Consider the following 21866-nt stretch of genomic DNA (forward strand, 5'->3'; position numbering starts at 1 on the left):
ATTAAATATGCTTCGCATTAAAATTAGTAAATTTGCAGCTACATGTATAATTAAATTATCTTAAATTATGATAACCACTGATATATTGATCATAGGTGCAGGGCCTACAGGGCTTTTTGCAGTTTTTGAAGCTGGTCTTTTAAAAATGAAGTGCCATATTATTGATGCACTTCCACAACCAGGAGGGCAATTGGCTGAACTTTATCCTAAGAAACCTATTTTTGATATTCCTGGATATCCTTCAGTGAATGCTGGAGAATTGATAGATAATTTGATGGAACAGATCAAGCAGTTCCAGCCTGGTTTTACTTTAGGTGAAACCGCTGTTTCTTATACAAAGGTTGATGATGAATGGTTTGAAGTGGTAACCAACAAAGGAACTGTTCACAGATGTAAGGCAATTGCTATTGCGGGTGGATTGGGAACTTTTGAACCTAGAAAACCGACTTTCGAGAATGTAGCAGATTATGAAGAAAAAGGGTTGGAATATTTTGTTAAAGAACCTGAGCACTTCAGAAATAAAAGAGTAGTTATTGCCGGAGGTGGAGATTCAGCTCTTGACTGGAGTATTTTCCTTTCTAACGTAGCCAGTGAAGTAACTTTGATCCACAGAAGAAATGAGTTCAGAGGAGCTTTGGATTCTGTAGAAAAAGTTCAGGATCTGAAAAATGAGGGAAAAATTAAACTAATTACGCCTGCAGAAGTTACCGGTATCAGAGGAGAAGGGAAAGTAGAAGCCATTACTGTACAGAAAGATGGCGAGGATGCTTTTGAAATTGAAACAGATTATTTCATTCCTTTATTCGGATTGACTCCAAAATTGGGTGAGATCGGAAACTGGGGCTTAAATATTGAGAAAAACGCGATTGTGGTAAACAATGCACTTGATTATCAGACTAATATTGACGGTATTTATGCTATCGGAGATATCAATACCTATCCTGGAAAATTGAAGCTGATTCTTTGTGGTTTCCACGAGGCTACTTTAATGTGCCAGAGTGTGTATAACAGATTGAACCCAGGTAAAAAATTCGTATTAAAATATACAACGGTAAGTGGAGTAGACGGATTTGACGGAAGCCGTAAGGAAGCAGAGAAGGCTGTTGTGAAAAAAATTGACTAATTTTGCAGAATTATGTCAGATATTAATATTAAAATCACCGACAGAGAAGGTGTAACCCACGATGTTATCGCTCCAACGGATATGTCCATGAACTTAATGGAAATCATCCGTTCATATGAATTAGCTGAAGAAGGTACTATTGGTGTATGCGGCGGAATGGCGATGTGTGCCTCATGTCAGGTATACGTAATCAATGATCCTGGTCTGGAGCCAATGGGCGATGAAGAAGATGCGATGCTTGCTGAAGCTTTCCACGTGAAAGACAACAGCCGGTTAGGATGCCAGCTGCATATTGCAGATTCAATGGAAGGGCTTGAAGTGGAAATTGCTCCTTATCCTTAGAAAATATTTTTTAATCTTAATAAGAAACCCGTTCGAAAAGCTCGAACGGGTTTTGTTTTATTAATTTTTACTTTTATTTCTTAGCTGGTTGAAACTTTGGATGTCCCACCTGCCATAATGCAAAAGCGAAAATATCGGAATATTCTTTGAAGACTACATCCAGGTCACTTGTAAAATGTCCATTTTCATAATTGACATATAATAAAACAGGTTTCCCGGAAGAGGTACTGTTCTGTAATACAGCGGCAAATTTTGCAGGTTCCCATGGAGTAATTCTGGAATCATTCATTCCGGTGCTCACAAGAACAGCTGGGTATTTTACACCTTTTTTCACCTTGCTTTGAGCATCCATTTCAATAAGATGTTTAATATCTTCAGAATTTTTTATATTTCCAACCTCAGGAATTTGATTATCGCCGTTAGCTGAATTTTGAGAACGGAGAATATTGGTCATTCCTACTTCGGCGATGGCAACTCCATATAAATCAGGTCTTTCAGTAATGGCCCGCCCAATAAGGACTCCTCCCATACTTGCTCCATTGCCGATAAGCTTCGAGGGAGAAGTATACTTTTGATTCACAAGATATTCGGAACATGCGATGAAATCTTTCCAGGTATTCGGTTTTTTAGCTTTCATTCCGTCTCTGTGCCATTTGTCACCTTTTTCGCCTCCTCCTCTTACATGGGCAACTGCCAGTACTACGCCTTGTTCAAGCAATACTGATAATCTATTGGAAAAACGAGGGGTGTAAGATATTCCATAACCGCCATATCCTGTGATATAAGCTGGAGTACTGCCATCCATTTTCATGTTTTTAGGATAAATAATAGAAAGTGGGACTATTGCTCCGTCATGACTTTTTACTTCCACTTCTTTTACTTCATACAGTGCATTGTAATCAGGATAGTTGCTGTTCCCGTTAAAATATTTGCTTTTTACAGCTTTACCACTTTCGGGGTTGTAATCGTAAAAAGTGCCGGGAGTAAGCCAATTACTGTTATAGCATTGCAGATTATCATTTTCACGGGCATTAAGAGCGATGGAATTATTGATTCCATCAGGCAGAGGAATTTTGTTTATGGCGAGTGTTTTACGATCTATCTGATATTTATCCTGGGTAATCCCATTGCTTAAGGAATAGAATAGATAATTTTTAGAGCTGTGGATAGAGGTGATGACAGAACTGCTTTCAGGAACAATAACTTTAGCATGATCGAAATCAGGATTTGATAAACTTGTCAGCCCTACTTTATAATTGGGGGCATTCTTATGAGTAAGAAAAAACAATTGATCTCCGCTGATGAATGTCTGTACAATCTCGTCCGATGGTTTGATGATCTGCTTCCATTTGATTTTTTTATCTTTAAGAGAAGATATCGGAGCATAAAAAACGGGGTTTTCGCTTTTTGTGGATCCAATTCTTAAGATCATGGTTTGGTAATCACTTGTAAAAGACACTTCAGGAAATTGTTCTGTTAAGATATTGAGTTCGGGATATTCCTCACGTGATCCCAATACTACGTCTTTATCCTGACTGGTCCCAATTTGATGAAGCATCGCCTTCATTTCTTTCAGTAACATATTGCTGTTAGGATCTCCTGTGCTCATCTTGGTATAGGTGATATACTGTCCATCCGGAGTAAATTCAAAATTGAATTCGCTCCAGATGGGCGACAAGGTATCATTAAGGAATTTTTTAGTTTTTAGATCTAAAATTCTAAGCTCACAAATTTCACTCCCGGATTTGGAAAATAACAGGGCAATTTTGTTACCGCTGGAATCTACTGTGAAATCAGTGATCTGTCCATCCTTTTTATAGGTTTCAGGATCAAAAACCAGAGTTTCCTTTCCCGTAGAAACGTCTTTTGTATAGAGTTTGGAAAGCTTTTCATTTTTTTTGGTTTTAGCATAGAAATAAAGGTTTCCTCTTTGTTTTGCATAGCCGTAGGAATCTCCACCAAGTTCCTGGACCTGTTTCATTCTTTGATACAGGGCATTACGATTAGGAATTGTATTGATAAGATTATGGCTGAAATCAGACTGTGCCTTAAACCATGTTTGTACTTCAGGACTTCTCAGATTTTCCAGCCATTGGTAATTATCTGTGATTTTGGTACCAAAGTAATCGTCTGTTGCAGGATTTTCAGGAGTATTAGGATAATTATACTGAGCAAAAATGACTTGGCTTAATAATATACAGCCTGTCAGAAGTCCATTTTTCATTGTTTTAATTCTTTTAGTCGTGAGAAAGTATTCTCACAAATGTAATAAACTTAAACTTCAGATATAAAAACAAATTTTAAAAATAGAGAATGTTTCAAAATATTCTGTTTTTTTTTGTGATTAGGCCTGATCTTTAGAAATCCATTTTCCCACAGTAGGTGCCTGGTAGTTTCTCATTTTTTCAAGCAGATCATCTATATTGTCACTGATGAGAAGCATATTCCGATTTACAGCCTTTAAAAAGCCTTTATTTACCATGTTTTCAACTAAATTAATCAGGTCATTATAAAAGCCATCAATATTTAAAACTCCAATAGGCTTTTTATGAAGGCCAAGCTGTGCCCAGGTAATCATTTCAAAGAACTCCTCCAATGTTCCGTAGCCACCGGGAAGAACGATGACACCATTACAAAGCTCATTCATTTTGGTTTTTCTTTCATGCATGGTTTCTACGAGAACCAGCTCAGTAAGGTTTTTATGGGCAATCTCCTTGGCTTGTAAAAAATGGGGGAGAACTCCGGTTACTTTTCCGTTTTCACTTAAGGCTCCGTTGGCTATTGTTCCCATTAAACCGGTTTGAGAGCCACCATAAATGAGTTGTATTTCTTGTTTTGCTAAAGTCTGGCCAAGCAAAAATGCCTGCTCTTCATAGATTTTATCCGTGCCGAAACTTGAGCCGCAGAATACGGTGATACTTTTCATATTTAAATGTTTTTGGAACCATTAAGGTATTTTAGTGATTAAGGAGCTTAAGAAATATCTTAATAGTTTAAAATTAAAAATATCCAAAATCAAAAGACTTTGGATATTTAATATAATTATTTTATGTTTTATTTCTGAGGTATATTCGCTAAAATATCTTTCAGGAAGCTCCAGAACTTCTGAGCAGAAGGAATATTTGCCTTCTCGTCAGGAGAGTGTGCTCCTCTGATGGTAGGTCCGAAACTTACCATTTCCATTTCAGGATAGTTCGCTCCAATGATACCACATTCTAAACCTGCGTGGCAAGCTACAACGTGGGGTTTTTCATTAAACTTCTCTGTGTAGATCTTTTCCATAATCTGTACAATTTCAGATCCTGGTCTTGGCTTCCAACCTGGGTATGAACCACTGAATACTACATTCATTCCAGCTAACTCAGCTACAGATTTTAATTGTTCTGCCGTAGAATATTTAGAAGAGTCTACTGAAGATCTTGTAAGGTTAAGAATCTTTAATTCTCCGCCTTTCAATTCAACTCTAGCAACGTTGTTGGAAGCTTCCACAAGGTCTGCTACATCAGGACTCATTCTGTACACTCCATTATGAAGAGCTTTCAAAGTAAGGATTACTTTTTTAGAATCTGCTTCTGAAATCGCTTTATCGGAAGACGTAGAATTTTCAATATTGATCTGAAGACCTGCCTCTACAGATGCAAATTCTTCTAAAATTTCTGCTTTAAGAACAGTAGCTTCCTGGATGAACTCCTGAGCATTTCTTACAGAGATGATAGCAACAGCTTCTCTCGGAATAGCATTTCTTAATCCGCCACCATCAATAGAGATCAGTTCTATATTTTGATTTTCCAATCCTTTATAAAGAAGCCTTCCCAGGATAATGTTGGCATTTCCGAAACCTTTGTGGATATCCATTCCTGAGTGTCCTCCCTGCAAGCCTTTTACTTCAAGTCTTACAACCTGTCCTTTCGGAGCTTCTGTGGCATAGTTTTGAGTGATGGTAACGTCTACTCCTCCGGCACAGCCTATGTCAATTTCATCGTCCTCTTCTGTGTCAAGATTTAATAGGATTTGCCCGGTAAGCTGTCCAGGCTTTAACCCGATAGCACCTGTCATTCCTGTTTCTTCATCAATGGTGAATAATGCTTCCAGTGCAGGGTGTGGAATATCTGAACTTTCAAGGATAGACATAATGGTAGCTACTCCTAAACCGTTATCAGCTCCCAGAGTAGTTCCTTTTGCCTTTACCCAGTCCCCATCAATTTCCATTTTGATCCCTTCTGTCTCAAAATCAAAATTAACATCATTATTTTTCTGGCAAACCATATCCAAATGCGACTGAAGTACAATAGATTTACGGTTTTCCATTCCTGCAGTGGCAGGCTTTTTAATAATTACGTTTCCTACTTCATCCACAGTAGTTTCTAACCCTAAATTTTCACCAAATCCTTTGATGAAAGCAATTACTTTTTCCTCTTTTTTAGATGGTCTTGGAACTGCATTTAATTTGGAGAAGTTTTTCCAGATGATCTGCGGTTCTATATTAGATAATTCCATTGAAATTTATTTTTCTCAAATTTACAAAATAAAAAATGCTTCTGTGGGATACAGAAGCATTTTTATCGGGTATAAAAGAATGATAAGCTCATTTTATAATGAGTTTATTCCTTTTTTGTTGTTAGCATCCACATTCTCCATAGATAGGTGTTGTAATAACACTGCCATCCGGCTTTTCAATTGTTAGGGTACCTTCAAAAAGTAAAGCCTCTTCACCCTTTATTTTTTTGCCTTTTACAGAGATTTTATAGCCGTCATTTTCTATTTCCTTGGTCAGTTCTTCATCTACTTCCATATCACTTGAAGAGATCAGGTTCATAGCGAGCCTTTTACCGTCCAGTTTCATATACGCTGTTTTTCCGGCATCATCTGCATAGATGTATTTCTCGGCTTCAAAATCAGCTTTGTTTCTTGCGAAATAGCATGAGCATTCTTTAATTTCTTCAGGAAATGAAATGGTTTCAATCTGAATTTTTCCGGAAGGAATGCTTGCCGTAGCAGAGTCTTTAACAATGCTTGAAGAATCAGCACCATTGGTTGCAGAAACTGTTTCTTTGTCCTTTTTACAGGCTACTAAAAGAAATGCAGAAAATAAAATGACTAAATATTTCATGTGCTTGTGGTTTTAAATGTTAGCCTCTTGCTCTTTCAAGAAGGGTCATCATTAATAATGAAAGGATTACTAAGCTTTCTTCCTCATCATCAATGTCGATCAATCTGTCTAGTTGGAATCTTCTTCCGAAGAATGAAGGCATTTTTTTAAGTTTAAAGTATGCTTTTCCGTCGATACCAGTCACTGTATAAGAAGGATTCAGAAAATATCCTGTAAACATTCCGATGATAGGAAGCTCACCTACAAAGCTGTCCCAGAATCTTACCCATGCGCTGTCTTCCTGTACCTTGAATTTAGGCTGGTCTTTAGCATCAAGGATATCGTAGCTTGCTTTCCAGATAGAACGCATTCCTTTTCTTGCCAGTCTACCATAGTTTTTATTGTCTACAATATCATTTAAAGAATAAGAAGCATTGAAATCGATCCATTTATTGGCTCTGATTCTGAAAAGTTCTTTTGATTTGCTTTCATCATTGAAAACGATAACGTCTTCTTTCAGTTTAAACATTTTCTGACGTACGTATGCTACATAATTTCCATTTTTGTCAGTAATGTTGAAGTCACTAGCTAGTGTCGAAATTTTAAACTTGAAATCCAGTGGGTAATTTAAGTTGTTAAGTACCATGTGTTAGCTTATTTTTTTCATATTTAATTTAAGCCGCAAATATAACTGTTTTTTTATAGTTACAGCGTATAATGGCTGAATTGGAACTTAAAATATCATAATGAGACATTGTATTGGAAGGAGTTGTGGATATGAAATTTAAGAAGATAGATAAAAGATGAAAGATAATAGACATGAATTGCAATAATATTGGGAGTAGTCAATTATAAATATGAATCGCTAAGACTGCAATAACATTCAGCCTTGAACTTTAAATATCCAATGGACAAGCGCAGCGGATTGACAATTGACCAGTCATTCGATATCCCAGATTCTTAAACCTAAAAACTCCCCTTCAGGATAGATCATTTTCCTTAAATATTGCTTATTTTTGTGCTTATGGATTACCCGAGTAAAGTGTTGGCAAAGGCAGTTGATGAGATTTCAGGACTGCCTGGAATAGGAAGAAAAACAGCTTTGAGATTAGCATTGCATTTGTTGAAGCAGCCCAATTCCAGAGCGGTGAGTCTTGGAAATTCCCTGATTAATCTTGTCAACGAAATAAAATACTGTAAAGAATGTCATAATTTTTCTGATTTTGACATCTGCGAGATCTGCAGCAACGAGAAAAGGAGCAGTGAGCTGATCTGCATTGTTGAAGATGTCCGGGATGTGATTGCTATTGAAAATACAGGAAAATATGGAGGAAAGTATCTTATTCTGGGAGGGAAAATCTCACCTATGGAAGGAGTAGGACCAAGCCAGCTGAATATTCCGAGTATTGAAAGAAAACTTAATGAAGGTAAGGTAAAGGAATTTATCTTCGCGTTGAGTGCCACGATGGAAGGGGATACCACGGCCTATTATATTTACAAAAAATTTAAAAACTTCAATGTGAATTTTTCAAGCATTGCAAGAGGAATTTCAGTAGGAGATGAGCTGGAATATGCAGATGAAATTTCACTTGGAAGATCTATTATCAACAGATTACCCTACAACGAAAAGGATTAATATGAAGCTGTCTGTTATTATTGTCAATTACAACGTTACTCAATTACTCAGGAACTGCCTTCTATCTATTCAGCAATATGTAAAAGAGGTGGAATATGAGGTAATTGTGATAGATAATGCTTCTACAGACGGTTCATGGCGGAATCTTATCTCAGAATTTCCCGAAGTACATTTTATTCCTTCAGAAACAAACGGTGGCTTCTCAAAGGCTAATAATCAGGCAATACACTTTGCAAAAGGAGAATATATACTCCTTTTAAATCCTGATACAGAATTTGAAGGCTTTTATATGAAAGAACTTTTAGATTTTTCAGACAGCCAGCCGGATTTCGGATGTCTTGGAATACGGATGCATGATGCGGAAGGAAACTTCCTGCCGGAAAGCAAACGTTCAGTTCCGGATATGTTTAATTCCTTTGAAAAGCTGTTCACCAACTTTAAAAAAAATAATTCCAAATCTTATTACAGGAATGATGTTGATGAAAATGCAGTGGCGGAAGTGGAAGTAATAACAGGGGCTTTTTTATTGGTAAAAAAAGAAGTATATGAAAAGGTTGGGGGGTTGGATGAAGCATACTTTATGTATGGTGAAGATATTGACCTTTGTTATACTTTAATAAAAAACGGTTATAAAAATTACTATTATGGGAAGGCTTCGCTGCTTCATCACAAAGGAGAAAGCACGGTAAAGAATGAGGTGTATCTGCAGCGCTTTTATGGTGCTATGCAGATCTTTATTGATAAGTACTATAAAGAATCAAAACCTATGCAGTATTCTTTCTTAAAAGCAGGACTGAAGCTTCGTCATCAGATTGAAAAAATTAAGCTGAAGTAAAGTGGAAGCTTGAAGGATGCAGATAGTTGAAATACTTCTTTAAATGTAAAAACATAAGAAATAAAAAAGCAACTCAGATTGAGTTGCTTTTTATATATAGAAAAATAATATTCTTATTTAGCTGGTGCCACTGGTGTTGGAACCGGAGCGTTGGTTGTAGAAGAAGCAGGAGCAGATTGTTTTGCCGGAGCTTCTTTTTTAGCTGGTTGCTGCTGAACAGGAGCCGCTTGTGACGGTTTACCTGTAATAATAACGCTTAAAAGGATAAGAACGATGATAGTTCCGCCTAGAGTCCATGTTGCTTTTTCCATGAAATCATTGGTTCTCTGTACTCCAAACTGTGCAGAAGATGCCCCTCCGAAAGTACTGGAAAGACCTCCACCTTTTGGGTTTTGAGCCATAACAACAATTACCAATAAAACACTGGCAATCATAATAAGAACCATCAATAGTGTAAATATAGTATCCATTAATTCTGATATCTTTTTGAATGGGCAAATTTAATCTTTTTTTACTGAATGACAAAAAAAGATACTGGTAAATATGGCACAATCACAAAAAAATAAAAATCAAACAATGATTTTGTACTTAAAACAGAGGAAAGACAAATAGAAGTATGCTTATCTATCTATGTTTGGATTGTTTTAAACATCCTTGCTGATTTTGCAGAGCACAGATCGTTTGGGTACAGAGGTATTATTGAACATATGTAAACAAAAAGCTATCCCGATGAGATAGCTTTTCTATTAAAAATGTTTGTTAATTTATTTAAAGTCAGAATCCTTCGCCTGGTTAAGCTGATAAGACTGTACCGCCAGGTTGATTTCCATTCCGCCCATATTCTGGATAATGGTGAAGGGTAGCTTTATTCCTGAAACATCTTTATAATCTGCGAAGTTTGTAGGCATAGAACCTCCTTCCCCTGTTTTTACTTCCCCCGTTTTTAAACCTGTTTTCACACTGTAATAATAGGTTTGTTTCGGTCCTTTCACCACATAAGAATCCTCGTTATTGTATTTTTCAATTCCTGCCAGCTTTAGCTCCGTGGATTTAGCGAAAGTAAGCTCCGGGAAAAGTTCAGGCTCAGCCATAGACGTTTTCTGCTTGTCATTCAGGGGTATTTTTTTTCCCTGCGCTTCAACATAACCGTCCTTACCATCAAAAACGATTTTCTGAAGAGTATTGCCCATCATTTTCATATCCATCATCATTTTACCGCCTTTTCCCTGGATCAGTTTCATGTTCATATCCATTCCCTGAACTTTGGTAGTAGCATCAGCTGTAATGGAAGTTACTTTCTGAAGGGCTGCCAAGCCTCCGATAGCATTGATATATTTCTCTGCTACAGAACCTATAGTTACATTTGCATCCACTTTCTGTGCCGTAGGTTTTGCAACCGGATTAGCTTCCTTGTCAAAATACTTCACAGGATATCCCAGCTTTTCAAGTCCTTCGGCAATATCAGATGCCTTACCGGCTATAAAAATCCTGCTTTGGTCCGGAAGAATGGTAGCTTTTACAGCATTAGAAATATCAGCAGCAGTAACTTTATCAATTGATTTTAGATAATTGGTATAAAAATCTGCCGGAAGATCCTGAACTTTTTGGTTCAATGCAAATTTAGCTATGGTTTCCGGTTTCTCTAAAGACATAATGAAAGAACCTTTCAGCTTAGCTTTAGCATTTTCCAATTCCTCTGGTTTTACAGTAGAAATGGCGTTAAGCTCATTCATCATTTCCTTCACAGCTTTATCCGTAACCTCATTTCTTACACTGGTTTCAGCTGAAAAATCAGGAGAATACTTGCTGGCATTCATACTGGAATAAGCTCCGTATGTAAACCCATTCTTTTCTCTAAGGTTCATGAAAAGCCTTGCTTCGCCACCACCACCTAGAATATAGTTAGCCATTGTAGCAGGGAAGTAATTTGGATCCTTCATCTTAAGGTTGTTAAGATTGCTCACAGACAGAACAGATTGAACCGCAGACGGTACATCTACCACATTGATCTCTGTTTTGGCAACATTTGAGGCAGGCTCTAAGGCTGCAAATTTTGTATTGGATTTTTTCCAGCTTCCGAAAGCTTTCTCAACCAAAGGTTTGATCTGATCGAATTTTACATCTCCAACAATTACTAAATAAGCATTATCCGGAGCATAGTATTTATTGTAAATATTCTGAACATCTGCCAGTTGAATTTTATTAATAGATTCAATGGTTTCAAATTCTCCTCTGGAAGTATTCTTCCCGTACATCAGAGCATTGGATACTCTTTCAGCAATGGACGAAGCATTTTTTTCATCTGCTTTTAATCCTTCAATAATTCTTTCTTTTGCATTTTGAATCTCTTCAGCCGAGAATTTTGGATTCACAATGGCATCTGCCATTAACCCCAATACTTCAGGGAAATATTTTGAAAGAGAGTTTGAAGCAGCACCATTGGAAGAAAAGTTGATGTTGGCTCCCAGAAAGTCTACTTTTTTATTGAATTCATCCTTGCTCAGGTTGGTTGTTCCGTTATCAAGTTGTTCTGCCATCAGTTGGCTTACTCCTGCTATATTTCCTTCATAATAAGGAGGTCTGTCCATAGAAAGAGTAGTGTTTACCCTTGGCAGTTTGTTATTTTCAACCACCATCACAGTTAATCCGTTGCTGAGTTGAAAAGTTTTTGGTTTCGCAATGTTGATGACAGGCGTAGGCCCCGGTTTAGGCATTGCATTAAGATCTGTTTTTTGGGCAGAAAGCATTGCTGCAAATAAAAATGCCGCTGCTATATAAGTGAATTGCTTTTTCATGGGTAAATTATTTTTTCTCAGGAACATAATTGATAATGATTCTTTGGTTGGAATTCAGATACTTTTTAGCTGCATTTTGAATATCCTGCTTAGTGATGGATCTGTAAATATCAATTTCCTTATTGATAAGGTTAGTATTTCCCATCAGTACATGGTTGGTAGCCAAAGAAGCTGCAATTCCCTGAATGCTTGAGTTCTGGTTTACAAATTGGTTTTCAAACTGATTCTGGATTTTTTGATAATCTTCATCAGAAATTAAAGTTGTCTGAAGTTTTTTGATCTCTGCATCAATATCAGCCTGTAAAGTCTGTTTAGATGTTTGTCCCATAGGAATCGCAAAGAATGCAAAAATACTGTAGTCTTCAAGCCCCTGATTGAAGGCCGCTACCTGAAGTGCTTTTTTATCCTGATCAACCAATTTTTTATATAATACAGAAGATTTTCCATTGCTTAAATAAGAAGAAAGCATATCTAAAACGTAAGCATCTTTTTCTTTATTGGCAGGAGTTCTGTAAGCGAAAACATAAGCGGGAAGCTGAATGTTCGGGTCTGTGGCAGTAACCTCCTTTTCCTGAGTAATAGGAGCGTCTTTAGGGAAATCTTTTGGATAAACTGTTCCTTTTGGAATACCTCCATAGTATTCTTCAATCCATTTTTTAGTCTGTTCAGGTTTGATATCCCCTGCAACCACTAAAGTAGCATTGTTTGGCACATAGAATTTCTTATAAAAAGCCTGGAACTCTTCAAGCTTTGCTGCATTAAGATCTTCCATAGATCCAATGGTTGGCCAGTTGTATGGGTGATTGGTAAACAGATTCTTCTGAATTGTAGAGAAAAGGTTTCCATAAGGCTGGTTATCCATTCTTAATCTTTTTTCCTCCTTTACCACTTCTCTTTGTGTGTCTACTCCAACCTGGTTGATCACAGCGTGACGCATTCTTTCAGCTTCCATCCAAAGTCCAAGCTGTTCATTATTGGAAGGGAAAGTCTCATAGTAATAGGTTCTGTCATTAGTAGTGTTGGCATTGTTTTGTCCTCCGTTTGAAGAAACAATCTTGAACCAATCACCTCTCTTAATGTTTGGAGTTCCTTCGAATAAAAGGTGTTCAAAGAAATGAGCAAAACCGGTTCTTCCTTTTACCTCATCTTTTGCTCCAACATGATACATAACACCCGTAGTGACCACCGGAGCTGAATTATCCTGATGAAGAATTACATGAAGACCATTGGGAAGATCATACTCTTCGAATTTAATTTGCTGTGCATTCAGCATGAGCCCAAAGAAAGCTACAGCAGCAGCAGAAAGAAGACGCTTTTTCATAAAGTTAGAAATTGTTTATCAATTAGTAGGAAAATTGAACGGAATGTTACAAAAATAAAGGTAGATATTGTGGGAGATAAGTCAATAGTGAACGGTTAATTCGCTTTGCTTGTCAACTTTATAAGCCATACCTATTCACCATTCACTTGCGGGCAAAATTGACGATTCACATTTCATAATTTGAATTCTCCTTTGAATATCTTAATTTTGTGTTCCCAAATTTTTTGCAGTATGGATTATCTGAAAGGACTCAATGAATCACAATATGAAGCCGTTACCTCTTTACAAGGCCCTCTGATGGTACTTGCTGGAGCTGGTTCCGGGAAAACACGTGTGCTTACGATGCGTATTGCCCACCTTATCCATAACGGGATAGATCCTTTCAATATCCTGGCACTTACCTTTACCAATAAAGCGGCACGTGAAATGAAGGAACGTATCGCAAAGGTTGTAGGAGACAGTAATGCAAGAAGCCTATGGATGGGGACATTTCACTCGGTTTTTGCAAGAATTTTGAGAATTGAGGCGCATTATCTGGGATATCCTTCCAATTTTACCATTTATGATCAGCAGGATGCCCTGAATGTGATTAAAAAAGTGCTGAAGGATATGAATATTGATGCAGATCTTTATAAACCTAAGAAAGTTCAGGCAAGAATTTCAACCTACAAAAACAACCTGATTACCGTTAAAGCTTATTTCAACAATCCGGAATTAATGGAAGCTGATGAAAAGGCTAATATGAAATTCATCGGCCAGATTTACCAGAGATATGTTGAACAGTGTTTCAAAAACGGATCAATGGATTTTGATGATTTATTGTTAAAAACCAATGAATTATTGACTCGTTTTCCCGAAGTACTGGCAAAATACCAGGACAGGTTCAGGTATATTATGGTAGATGAGTATCAGGATACCAACCATTCCCAGTACCTTATTGTAAAGGCCCTGGCGTCTAAGTTTGAAAATATTTGTGTGGTAGGAGATGATGCACAGTCTATTTACTCTTTCCGTGGTGCCAATATCTATAACATCCTGAATTTTAAAAAAGATTACCCGGATGCGATTACAGTTTCTTTGGAACAAAATTACCGTTCCACACAAAATATTGTAAACGCAGCCAATGTTGTTATTGCGAAAAACTTACAGCAGTTTAAGAAAAACGTTTTCAGTGATAACGAGGTAGGAGATAAAATTAAAATATACCGTTCACTTTCCGATGCTGATGAAGCTAACTTTGTGGCCGGGAATATCTGGGAACTGCGCAACCGTGACCAGAGAAAGTACAGTGATTTTGCTATTTTATACAGAACCAACTCACAGACCAGAGCATTTGAAGACGCCCTGAGACGTAAAAATATTCCGTACAAAGTATATGGAGGACTTTCATTCTACCAAAGAAAAGAAGTAAAAGATCTAATCGGCTATCTGCGTCTTTTGATCAATGAAAATGATTCAGAGGCATTGATGCGAATCATAAACTATCCGGCCAGAGGTATTGGAGATACTACCCAGAATAAACTGATCGTGTTTGCAGATGCTCAGAATATTCCTGTTTCAAAAGTTCTTGATAATTTACCGATCTATGCTCCTCAATTAGGGCTAAACAATGGGGTATTGAACAAACTTAATGATTTCTGGTCGATGATCAAAGCATTCCAGGTGCTGTTGAAGACTGAAACAGCCTATAGTGTTGCCATGGAAGTAGCAAAACGCAGTGGTTTGATTAAGTTCTTAAAAGACGACCAGACACCCGAAGGAATTTCAAGAGTAGAAAATGTCCAGGAATTAATGAACTCTATGCAGGGGTTTATTGAAGAACAGATGCAGTTGGAAGACGGAGATCCGAGCCTTTCCAATTTCCTTGAGAATATTGCCCTGTCGGCAGATACACAGGATAAAGACCTGGAAGATGATATGGTTTCTCTGATGACGATTCACCTCTCCAAAGGTCTTGAATTTCCTGTAGTTCACCTGGTAGGTCTTGAAGAAAATCTTTTCCCGAGTTTCATGAGTTCAGCAACCAGAGAAGATCTTGAAGAAGAGAGGCGGTTATTTTATGTAGCGCTAACCAGGGCAGAGAAGCAGGCATTTTTCTCTTATGCGGTTTCCCGTTTCCAGTGGGGGAAAATTACCGATGCAGAACCGTCAAGGTTCCTGAGCGAGATTGATGATGAATATATAGAATTCCTGAATCCTGCTATGGAAAAAAGGTTTATCAATAATTCAGGAGTGAAATCCAATATTTTTGATGAGCATCCCTCTGAAGTAAGATCTTTTAAAAAAGTAGAGAAAAAAACACTTAACAGGAGTGATGATAGCTCAAAACCTGCTCCGGAAGTAAGAAAACTGAAGCCGGTAAGCACAGCTAAAATTATTAACCCAAGCGGCGCTTCTTCTCAGGATATTGAAGTGGGAGATAAAGTAAGACATGACCGTTTCGGAATAGGAGAGGTTACTTTCCTGGACGGAACAGACCCTCAGAATATCAAAGCAAAAGTAGTATTTATGCATGAAGGTGAAAAGAACCTGATACTGAAATATGCTAAACTTACCAAGATTTAATGCTGAAAACAGCTTTTAAAATACTATAAACGGATTCAGAAAAATGAATCCGTTTTTTTATAAAGTATCTCTTAACTTATTGGAAAAAGTAGTATTTTTAATAAGGGATAGAAAGAAACGATTATCATTTTTTACAAAAATAAAGTCTATTATTTTTGTAGACTAATAAATATATTTTACATTTGCACCTGCAAAAAACATAAATGTTTAATCAAACTGATGAAATGATATGAGTAATAAAAAAACTATTTTTTCGGCCTCTGTTCTGTTTTTTCTGGGAGTTTTTACCTATGGACAGGAAAAAGACAGTATCAAAATAAAAAAAGACAGTGTTAAAACCAATGATGTAGAAGAAGTTGTTATTCTGGGTTCCAGAGCCGGAGCAAGATCGAAGACAGACAGTCCGGTTCCTGTGGATGTATTCAACCTGAAGGAAGCGGCGGTAGTACTGCCACAGTCTAACATCGGACAGATTCTGAATGCCATTGCACCGTCTTTTACCTCTACCATTCAAACCAATTCTGATGGAACAGACCATTTGGATCCGGCCCAGTTAAGAGGTTTAGGACCAGATCAGGTATTGGTATTGGTTAATGGAAAAAGAAGGCATACCTCTGCCTTAGTGAACGTTAACGGAACACCGGGAAGAGGAACCGTAGGAACGGATTTGAATGCCATTCCTTCCTTTGCTCTAAACAGAATAGAAGTATTACGAGATGGAGCAGCCGCACAGTATGGATCTGATGCTATCGCCGGTGTAATGAACCTTGAACTGAAAAGGGATACAGGGAAATTAGCCGGTCAGATCAGTTATGGTGGGAATTTAACCCCTACTGCTAACGATCATACCGGAAATTTTGATGGTCAGAATATCCAATTAGACTTAAACTATGGTAATAAGATTGGAACCAAAGGTGGTTTTTTCAATATTACCTGGTCTTCCCAATTCAGAAATCCTACCTATAGAGCCGGAACAGAATCAGGAACGCTTTATAATGCTTACAACGCCATTGAGCAACTTGCATTGAAAGATGGAGTAAATCTCTCTTCTCTTTTTACTGATATTGGAAATACACCTAATTCACAGCAAATCATCAACTATATTCATCAGTATGCTCAGGGAGTCAATTATTTTACTCCTGGCCAATTAGCAGCTATCCAAGGCGCTAATACGATTCAAGATATCAAAGATGGAGCAGGGAATGTTATTCAAAAGGGACTTCAATCTTTATTGAATTTTGATGTTACAGATAATGAACTGGCTTACAGGGGGCAGACAAGAAAAGATTTCAATATGCAGGTAGGGCAGTCTAAGCTTAATAACCACCAGCTTTTTATTAATGCTGAGGTTCCTGTAAGTGATAACTGGAAGGTATATACTTTTGGCGGATACAGTTTGAGACATGGTGTTTCCGGAGGGTTCTACAGAAGACCCAGAGAGAGCAGAACATTTACAGGCCTATATCCTAATGGCTACCTTCCACAGATTGGAACTGATATTCAGGATATTTCATTAGCTGCAGGAATTAAAGGAAAATGGGACGGCTGGAATATTGATTTCAGTAATACTTTTGGGCAGAATTCATTCACTTATAACATCCGTAATACCGGAAACACTTCTTTAAGATTTGCCTCTCCCAATGAGTTTGATGCAGGTGGATTAAGGTTTACCCAAAATACTATCAATTTAGATTTCTCTAAAAAATATGATGTATTGGATGGGATGAATGTAGCATTTGGTGGAGAACACCGTTTTGAAAACTTTAAAATGACAGCAGGTGAGGATGCATCCTATACCACGTATGATGTTTTCGGAAATCCATGGAATAATACAACCCAAAGGCCTACAGACTTTTTTGGGCAGCCTCTTCCGGGAGGTTCACAGGTGTTTGGCGGATTTAAGCCTGAAAATGCGGTGAATAAGAACAGACAGTCTTTAGCGGCTTATGCAGATGTAGAGCTAAACTTTACCAACTGGCTTTTGGTAGATGCAGCTGCGAGATATGAGAACTATTCAGATTTCGGGTCTACATTCAATTATAAATTAGCTTCAAGAATTAAAGTAGATCCTAACTTCAATATAAGATTTGCAGGCTCTACAGGATTCAGAGCGCCATCTATTCACCAGATCTATTATAATGTAAGTTCTACGTTATTTACCAATGGCCAGCTTCTTGAAGTAGGAACATACAGTAATGATTCCCAATTGGCAGGAAAGCTGAACATCCCAAAACTGAAACAGGAAACCTCAAAATCTGCAAGCGTAGGATTTACATATAAAATTCCGACTGTGAATCTGACCTTTACTGCTGATGGATATTTTACAAAAATTGACAACAGAATTATCCTTACCGATCAGTTCTTGAGAAAAGATGTACCTACAGATGCCCAGATAGAATTTGATAAATTAAATGTGAATGCAGCCCAGTTTTTTACCAATGCCATTGATACGGAAACCAAAGGACTGGATATCGTTATTTCCCATAACGCAAGATTTTCAGGCGTAAAACTGGATAATAACTTTGCCATTAACTTAAACCAGACAAAACAGGTCGGGGAGATTCATTCAGCTGGACTGTTAAAATCTCCAAAGCTTGAAAAGATCTATTTCTCTGAAAAATCGAGAATCTATCTGGAAGAAGCCGTGCCTAGAGTAAAAGCAAGCCTCTCTCACACCCTAACATGGAAAGGCGCAAGTTTCTACCTTAGAAATACTTATTTCGGAAAAGTAACCGGAGCAGACAATATTGATGTGAATGGTGACGGAATCCTTGATCCTAGAGAACACCAGACCATAGGAGATAAAATTATTACAGATATTTCAGCTGCGTATCAGTTTACCAAAAATATTGGATTAACTGTAGGAGTCAACAATCTGTTTGATATCTATCCTACTAAAAATCTACCGGCTTCAAGTAATAACGACCAGTTTATTTACTCACGTTCCACTTCACAGTTTGGGCAGAACGGAAGGTATGTTTTCACCAGACTTAATTTTAATTTTTAAAAGATTGATACTATATAAAAACAGCTCAGATTTTTCTGAGCTGTTTTTTCAATGATAAACTAGCTTTATCTTTCTACAAGCTCTTTCACCGGCTCTCCATAATGGTCAATTTCTGTTGTGTTGATCTGCAGCAGCTGATACCATTTTCTGAAGGCTCCTATGAATACAATCAGCATAAGGATCATTGCGGTTACCGCCAATGCAGCAAGTAAATATTGTCCTTTGGGAATATAAATAGAAGTTACCTGAATATAACCGGCCCAGAAGGTGATCCCGGCCATAAAAACTCCCGGAACAGCTGAACATAATGCATATTTTCCTCTATTCATCCTGATTAGCATTGTTGTGCAGACAATAAGTCCACAGGCTGCCAATAGCTGATTACTGATCCCGAATAAAGGCCAGATACTGTTCACATTTCCGGTATACACCAGATATCCCCATGCAAAAGTGAAAAGAAGGCTGCTGATAATGATCCCGGGAATCCAGTTTTTATCATTAAATTTAGGAACTACAGAACCCAGCATTTCCTGTAAAAAGAAGCGCCCAACCCTTGTTCCCGCGTCAATAGCCGTAAGGATAAACACAGCCTCAAACATAATCGCAAAATTATACCAATAGGCAGTCAGCTGATCCATATAAGGAATTTTATTAAAAATGTGGGCCATCCCTACCGCCAGAGATACTGCACCTCCGGTTCTGCCATAAAGATCAATTCCTATTTTTTGTGAATAATAATCAATGTCTACACCATGTAGAGCCGGGTGTGCAGCCAGAAATGAATCATACGCTTCTTTAGGGGTATTAATAGCGAAATAATCACCTGGCATCAGCGTACAGGCTGCAATAAGTGCCATTAATGCCACAAAGCCTTCTACAAGCATGGCTCCATACCCAACAAAAAGAATTTCTCTTTCTTTATTAAGCATTTTTGGGGTGGTTCCCGTAGCAATCACAGCGTGGAATCCTGAAATTGCTCCGCAGGCAATGACAATAAAAATGAAAGGAAGTACAGGACCTCCAATAATAGGTCCGCCGCCGTTTACAAAGGCTGTGATAGCGGGCATCTGTACAGTAGGGTGAATAACAATTACCCCAATGGCCAGCATAATAATAGTACCTATTTTTAAATAAGTGGAAAGATAATCTCTGGGAACTAAAAGAAGCCATACCGGTAATACAGAAGCAATAAAACCATATAATGGAATTGCAATGGAAATTGTTTTAATATTCCATGAAAATAAATTATTCATGGCTGGATTCTGCATCAGCCCGTGGCCACCGATGATTCCTGCAATCAAAAGGATGCCTCCTAAGATACTTGCAAACAGAACACTGTTCTTTTTATAGCGCATGATAAGCCCCATAATAATGGCAATAGGCATTGTAATGACTACTGTGAAAAGCGACCAGGCAGCTTCATGCATAGCATTGATACATGCCAGAGATAAACCTGCCAAAGTAAGCACCAGGATGAACAGTATGGCAAAACCGGCTACAGTTCCGGTTGCTTTACCAATTTCTTTGGAAGCAATGGTGGCAAGACTCTGCCCTTTATGCCTCACAGAGGCAAAAAGAACAACCATATCATGAACTCCGCCTCCTAACACACAGCCAATCAGGATCCATAGTGCACCGGGAAGATATCCGAACTGTGCAGCGAGAACAGGCCCTACCAATGGGCCGGCAGCAGCAATAGCCGCAAAATGATGCCCAAACAGCACATTTTTATTCGTAGCAACATAATCTTTACCATCTGCAAATTCTACCGCAGGGGTTACATTCTGATCGTTAAGCCTGAGAACTTTATTGGCTATAAAAATACCATAGAAGCGGTAAGCTATTGCAAAAATAAGGACAGAGGCAAATATGAGAGTAAGGGCGTTGATATTATTTAGAGAATCCATATTGCTTATTTTTTTTAATGAATAATTAATTTAAATACTGTTTTATTATGAAAAACTTAAACAATAGCCAAGGTAATTATTTTTGAGATAAAAAATAGTAATATGTATATCAATCTAGCATATTTGCTGTTCGTTGTTTGTTTAAATGTTTAATTAATAAGCATTTATGGTATTTTTGTTAAGTGATATGTATTATTGTTTTTTCTGAGAAACAATGAAATCCACCATTTGGTCTGTCATTTTATCCAGAGTATCTTTATCCGTAGTTGAAAAACTATGAACACCTTTATCAATAACCAGTAAAGAAGTTTCAATATTGGCTCGTTTTAATCTTCTGTGCAGTTTTTTTGATTGGCTTATAGGAACTATTTTATCCTGATTTCCCTGAACTATCAAAGTAGGAACACCTGTTGAAGTATAGGTAACCGGAGATATGGTTTTTAAATATTCTATGGCTCTATCCTGATCTTTATTCAGGTTATAACCAGACATTCCCTTTACAAGTCCCTGTTGCAGGTCTACAATTTTCTTTGAAATCATTTTAACCATAGAAACCGGGATAGTACCCAGTCTGGTGTGGAAAAGTTTATTCAAATCAACCGGTCCATAATGATCAATAACATAATTTACTTTTGCAGAATAAGGAGCCAGTTCCTGACTTCCAATAAAAGTATTGTCCGGGCTATATGCTGCCATTAATGAAAGATGTGCTCCTGCAGAAGCTCCGAAAAGACCAATATTATTGGTGTCAAAGTTATACTTTTCTGCATTTTTTCTGACCCATCTCACTGCATCTTTGGCATCTTCTAAAGGTAGTGGAAAATGAGTATTGTCATTAAGAAGAGTGTAATTGATACTGATGACAGCATATTGTCTTTCCGTCAGTTTTCTGATTGTATTTTCAATATAATCATCTGCGTGAATTTCTTTATTTCCTTCTATCCAGCCTCCGCCATGAATATAGATCAATACAGGAATTTTTTCAGCAGTAGCGTTTTTCGGCAGATAAAGGTCCAGCTTTATAGAATCTCCTTTTTTGCTGGTTTTGTAAACAATATTTTCAGTAAATGCAGTAATTTCAGGAAGCAAGGTGCTTTTTGACCGTGGAGTGCGTGTAGGGGACTGGGAAAATGATTGTGAAAAAAATAAACCTGAAATGCTTAAAATTAAAACAAAAAACAGGTTTGTGAAAAACCTGTTGATTGATATGTTGTTTATGGATAATTGCATAAAATTTTTTAAAGAA

The 21866-nt window shown here is 37.5% G+C and carries 16 protein-coding genes; 6 read left to right on the forward strand and 10 right to left on the reverse strand.

Going from position 1 to position 21866, the window contains the following annotated elements; translation table 11 throughout:
* The first annotated feature begins 67 nt into the window (after window positions 1-67).
* Complete coding sequence (locus tag EG339_RS10260) at window positions 68-1123, forward strand: NAD(P)/FAD-dependent oxidoreductase (RefSeq protein WP_123870103.1); 1056 nt, start codon at window positions 68-70, stop codon at window positions 1121-1123.
* A 12-nt stretch (window positions 1124-1135) separates the two neighbouring features.
* The gene (locus tag EG339_RS10265) at window positions 1136-1465 is read left to right on the forward strand and encodes a 2Fe-2S iron-sulfur cluster-binding family protein (protein ID WP_123870104.1); all 330 of its coding nucleotides are present in this window, start codon (window positions 1136-1138) and stop codon (window positions 1463-1465) included.
* Window positions 1466-1538: 73 nt separating this feature from the next.
* Here the strand turns inward: EG339_RS10265 and EG339_RS10270 are convergent, their stop codons facing one another.
* From EG339_RS10270 to EG339_RS10290, 5 genes are all read right to left on the reverse strand, one after another.
* Window positions 1539-3689 (reverse strand): prolyl oligopeptidase family serine peptidase, encoded by a 2151-nt coding sequence (locus tag EG339_RS10270; protein WP_123870105.1) that lies wholly within the window; start codon window positions 3687-3689, stop codon window positions 1539-1541.
* A 120-nt stretch (window positions 3690-3809) separates the two neighbouring features.
* Window positions 3810-4391: an LOG family protein gene (locus EG339_RS10275; RefSeq protein ID WP_123870106.1), complete on the reverse strand. Its 582-nt coding sequence runs from the start codon at window positions 4389-4391 to the stop codon at window positions 3810-3812.
* Window positions 4392-4519: 128 nt separating this feature from the next.
* Complete coding sequence (locus EG339_RS10280; RefSeq protein WP_123870107.1) at window positions 4520-5962, reverse strand: aminoacyl-histidine dipeptidase; 1443 nt, start codon at window positions 5960-5962, stop codon at window positions 4520-4522.
* Between the two features lie 121 nt (window positions 5963-6083).
* A complete protein-coding gene (locus EG339_RS10285; protein WP_123870108.1) occupies window positions 6084-6575 on the reverse strand; it encodes a hypothetical protein in 492 nt (163 codons plus the stop codon).
* A gap of 19 nt (window positions 6576-6594) precedes the next feature.
* Entirely contained in the window at window positions 6595-7200 is a 606-nt protein-coding gene (locus EG339_RS10290; protein WP_045493695.1) for an LURP-one-related/scramblase family protein, read from the reverse strand.
* Between the two features lie 378 nt (window positions 7201-7578).
* Between EG339_RS10290 and recR the strand changes: the two genes are divergently transcribed.
* Window positions 7579-8190 carry a recombination mediator RecR gene (recR, locus tag EG339_RS10295; RefSeq protein WP_123870109.1) on the forward strand — a complete coding sequence of 204 codons (612 nt, stop codon included), beginning with the start codon at window positions 7579-7581 and terminating at the stop codon, window positions 8188-8190.
* On the forward strand, window positions 8186-9025 hold the full coding sequence (locus tag EG339_RS10300; RefSeq protein WP_123872654.1) for a glycosyltransferase family 2 protein: 840 nt from the start codon (window positions 8186-8188) through the stop codon (window positions 9023-9025). Before recR ends, EG339_RS10300 begins: the two co-directional genes overlap by 5 nt.
* Before the next feature lie 113 nt (window positions 9026-9138).
* On the opposite strand, the gene secG is transcribed toward EG339_RS10300, so the two are convergent.
* The 3 genes from secG to EG339_RS10315 all read right to left on the reverse strand — a co-directional run bounded on the left by secG (window position 9139) and on the right by EG339_RS10315 (window position 13141).
* Complete coding sequence (gene secG, locus EG339_RS10305) at window positions 9139-9495, reverse strand: preprotein translocase subunit SecG (protein ID WP_123870110.1); 357 nt, start codon at window positions 9493-9495, stop codon at window positions 9139-9141.
* A gap of 294 nt (window positions 9496-9789) precedes the next feature.
* Complete coding sequence (locus tag EG339_RS10310) at window positions 9790-11820, reverse strand: M16 family metallopeptidase (RefSeq protein ID WP_123870111.1); 2031 nt, start codon at window positions 11818-11820, stop codon at window positions 9790-9792.
* A 7-nt stretch (window positions 11821-11827) separates the two neighbouring features.
* Window positions 11828-13141, reverse strand: coding sequence for a M16 family metallopeptidase (locus EG339_RS10315; protein ID WP_123870112.1), 1314 nt, complete (start codon window positions 13139-13141; stop codon window positions 11828-11830).
* A gap of 231 nt (window positions 13142-13372) precedes the next feature.
* Between EG339_RS10315 and EG339_RS10320 the strand changes: the two genes are divergently transcribed.
* Together EG339_RS10320 and EG339_RS10325 are read left to right on the forward strand one after the other, a co-directional pair.
* A complete protein-coding gene (locus EG339_RS10320; protein ID WP_123870113.1) occupies window positions 13373-15706 on the forward strand; it encodes an ATP-dependent helicase in 2334 nt (777 codons plus the stop codon).
* Between the two features lie 229 nt (window positions 15707-15935).
* Window positions 15936-18713: a TonB-dependent receptor plug domain-containing protein gene (locus tag EG339_RS10325; RefSeq protein WP_123870114.1), complete on the forward strand. Its 2778-nt coding sequence runs from the start codon at window positions 15936-15938 to the stop codon at window positions 18711-18713.
* A gap of 65 nt (window positions 18714-18778) precedes the next feature.
* On the opposite strand, the gene EG339_RS10330 is transcribed toward EG339_RS10325, so the two are convergent.
* Both EG339_RS10330 and EG339_RS10335 read right to left on the reverse strand, forming a co-directional pair.
* Window positions 18779-20620, reverse strand: coding sequence for a carbon starvation CstA family protein (locus EG339_RS10330; protein ID WP_185147675.1), 1842 nt, complete (start codon window positions 20618-20620; stop codon window positions 18779-18781).
* A 192-nt stretch (window positions 20621-20812) separates the two neighbouring features.
* The gene (locus EG339_RS10335) at window positions 20813-21850 is read right to left on the reverse strand and encodes an alpha/beta hydrolase (protein ID WP_123870115.1); all 1038 of its coding nucleotides are present in this window, start codon (window positions 21848-21850) and stop codon (window positions 20813-20815) included.
* Between the last annotated feature and the right edge of the window lie 16 nt (window positions 21851-21866).

Origin of the sequence: Chryseobacterium bernardetii, assembly GCF_003815975.1 — a bacterium.
GTDB classification, from domain to species: domain Bacteria; phylum Bacteroidota; class Bacteroidia; order Flavobacteriales; family Weeksellaceae; genus Chryseobacterium; species Chryseobacterium bernardetii.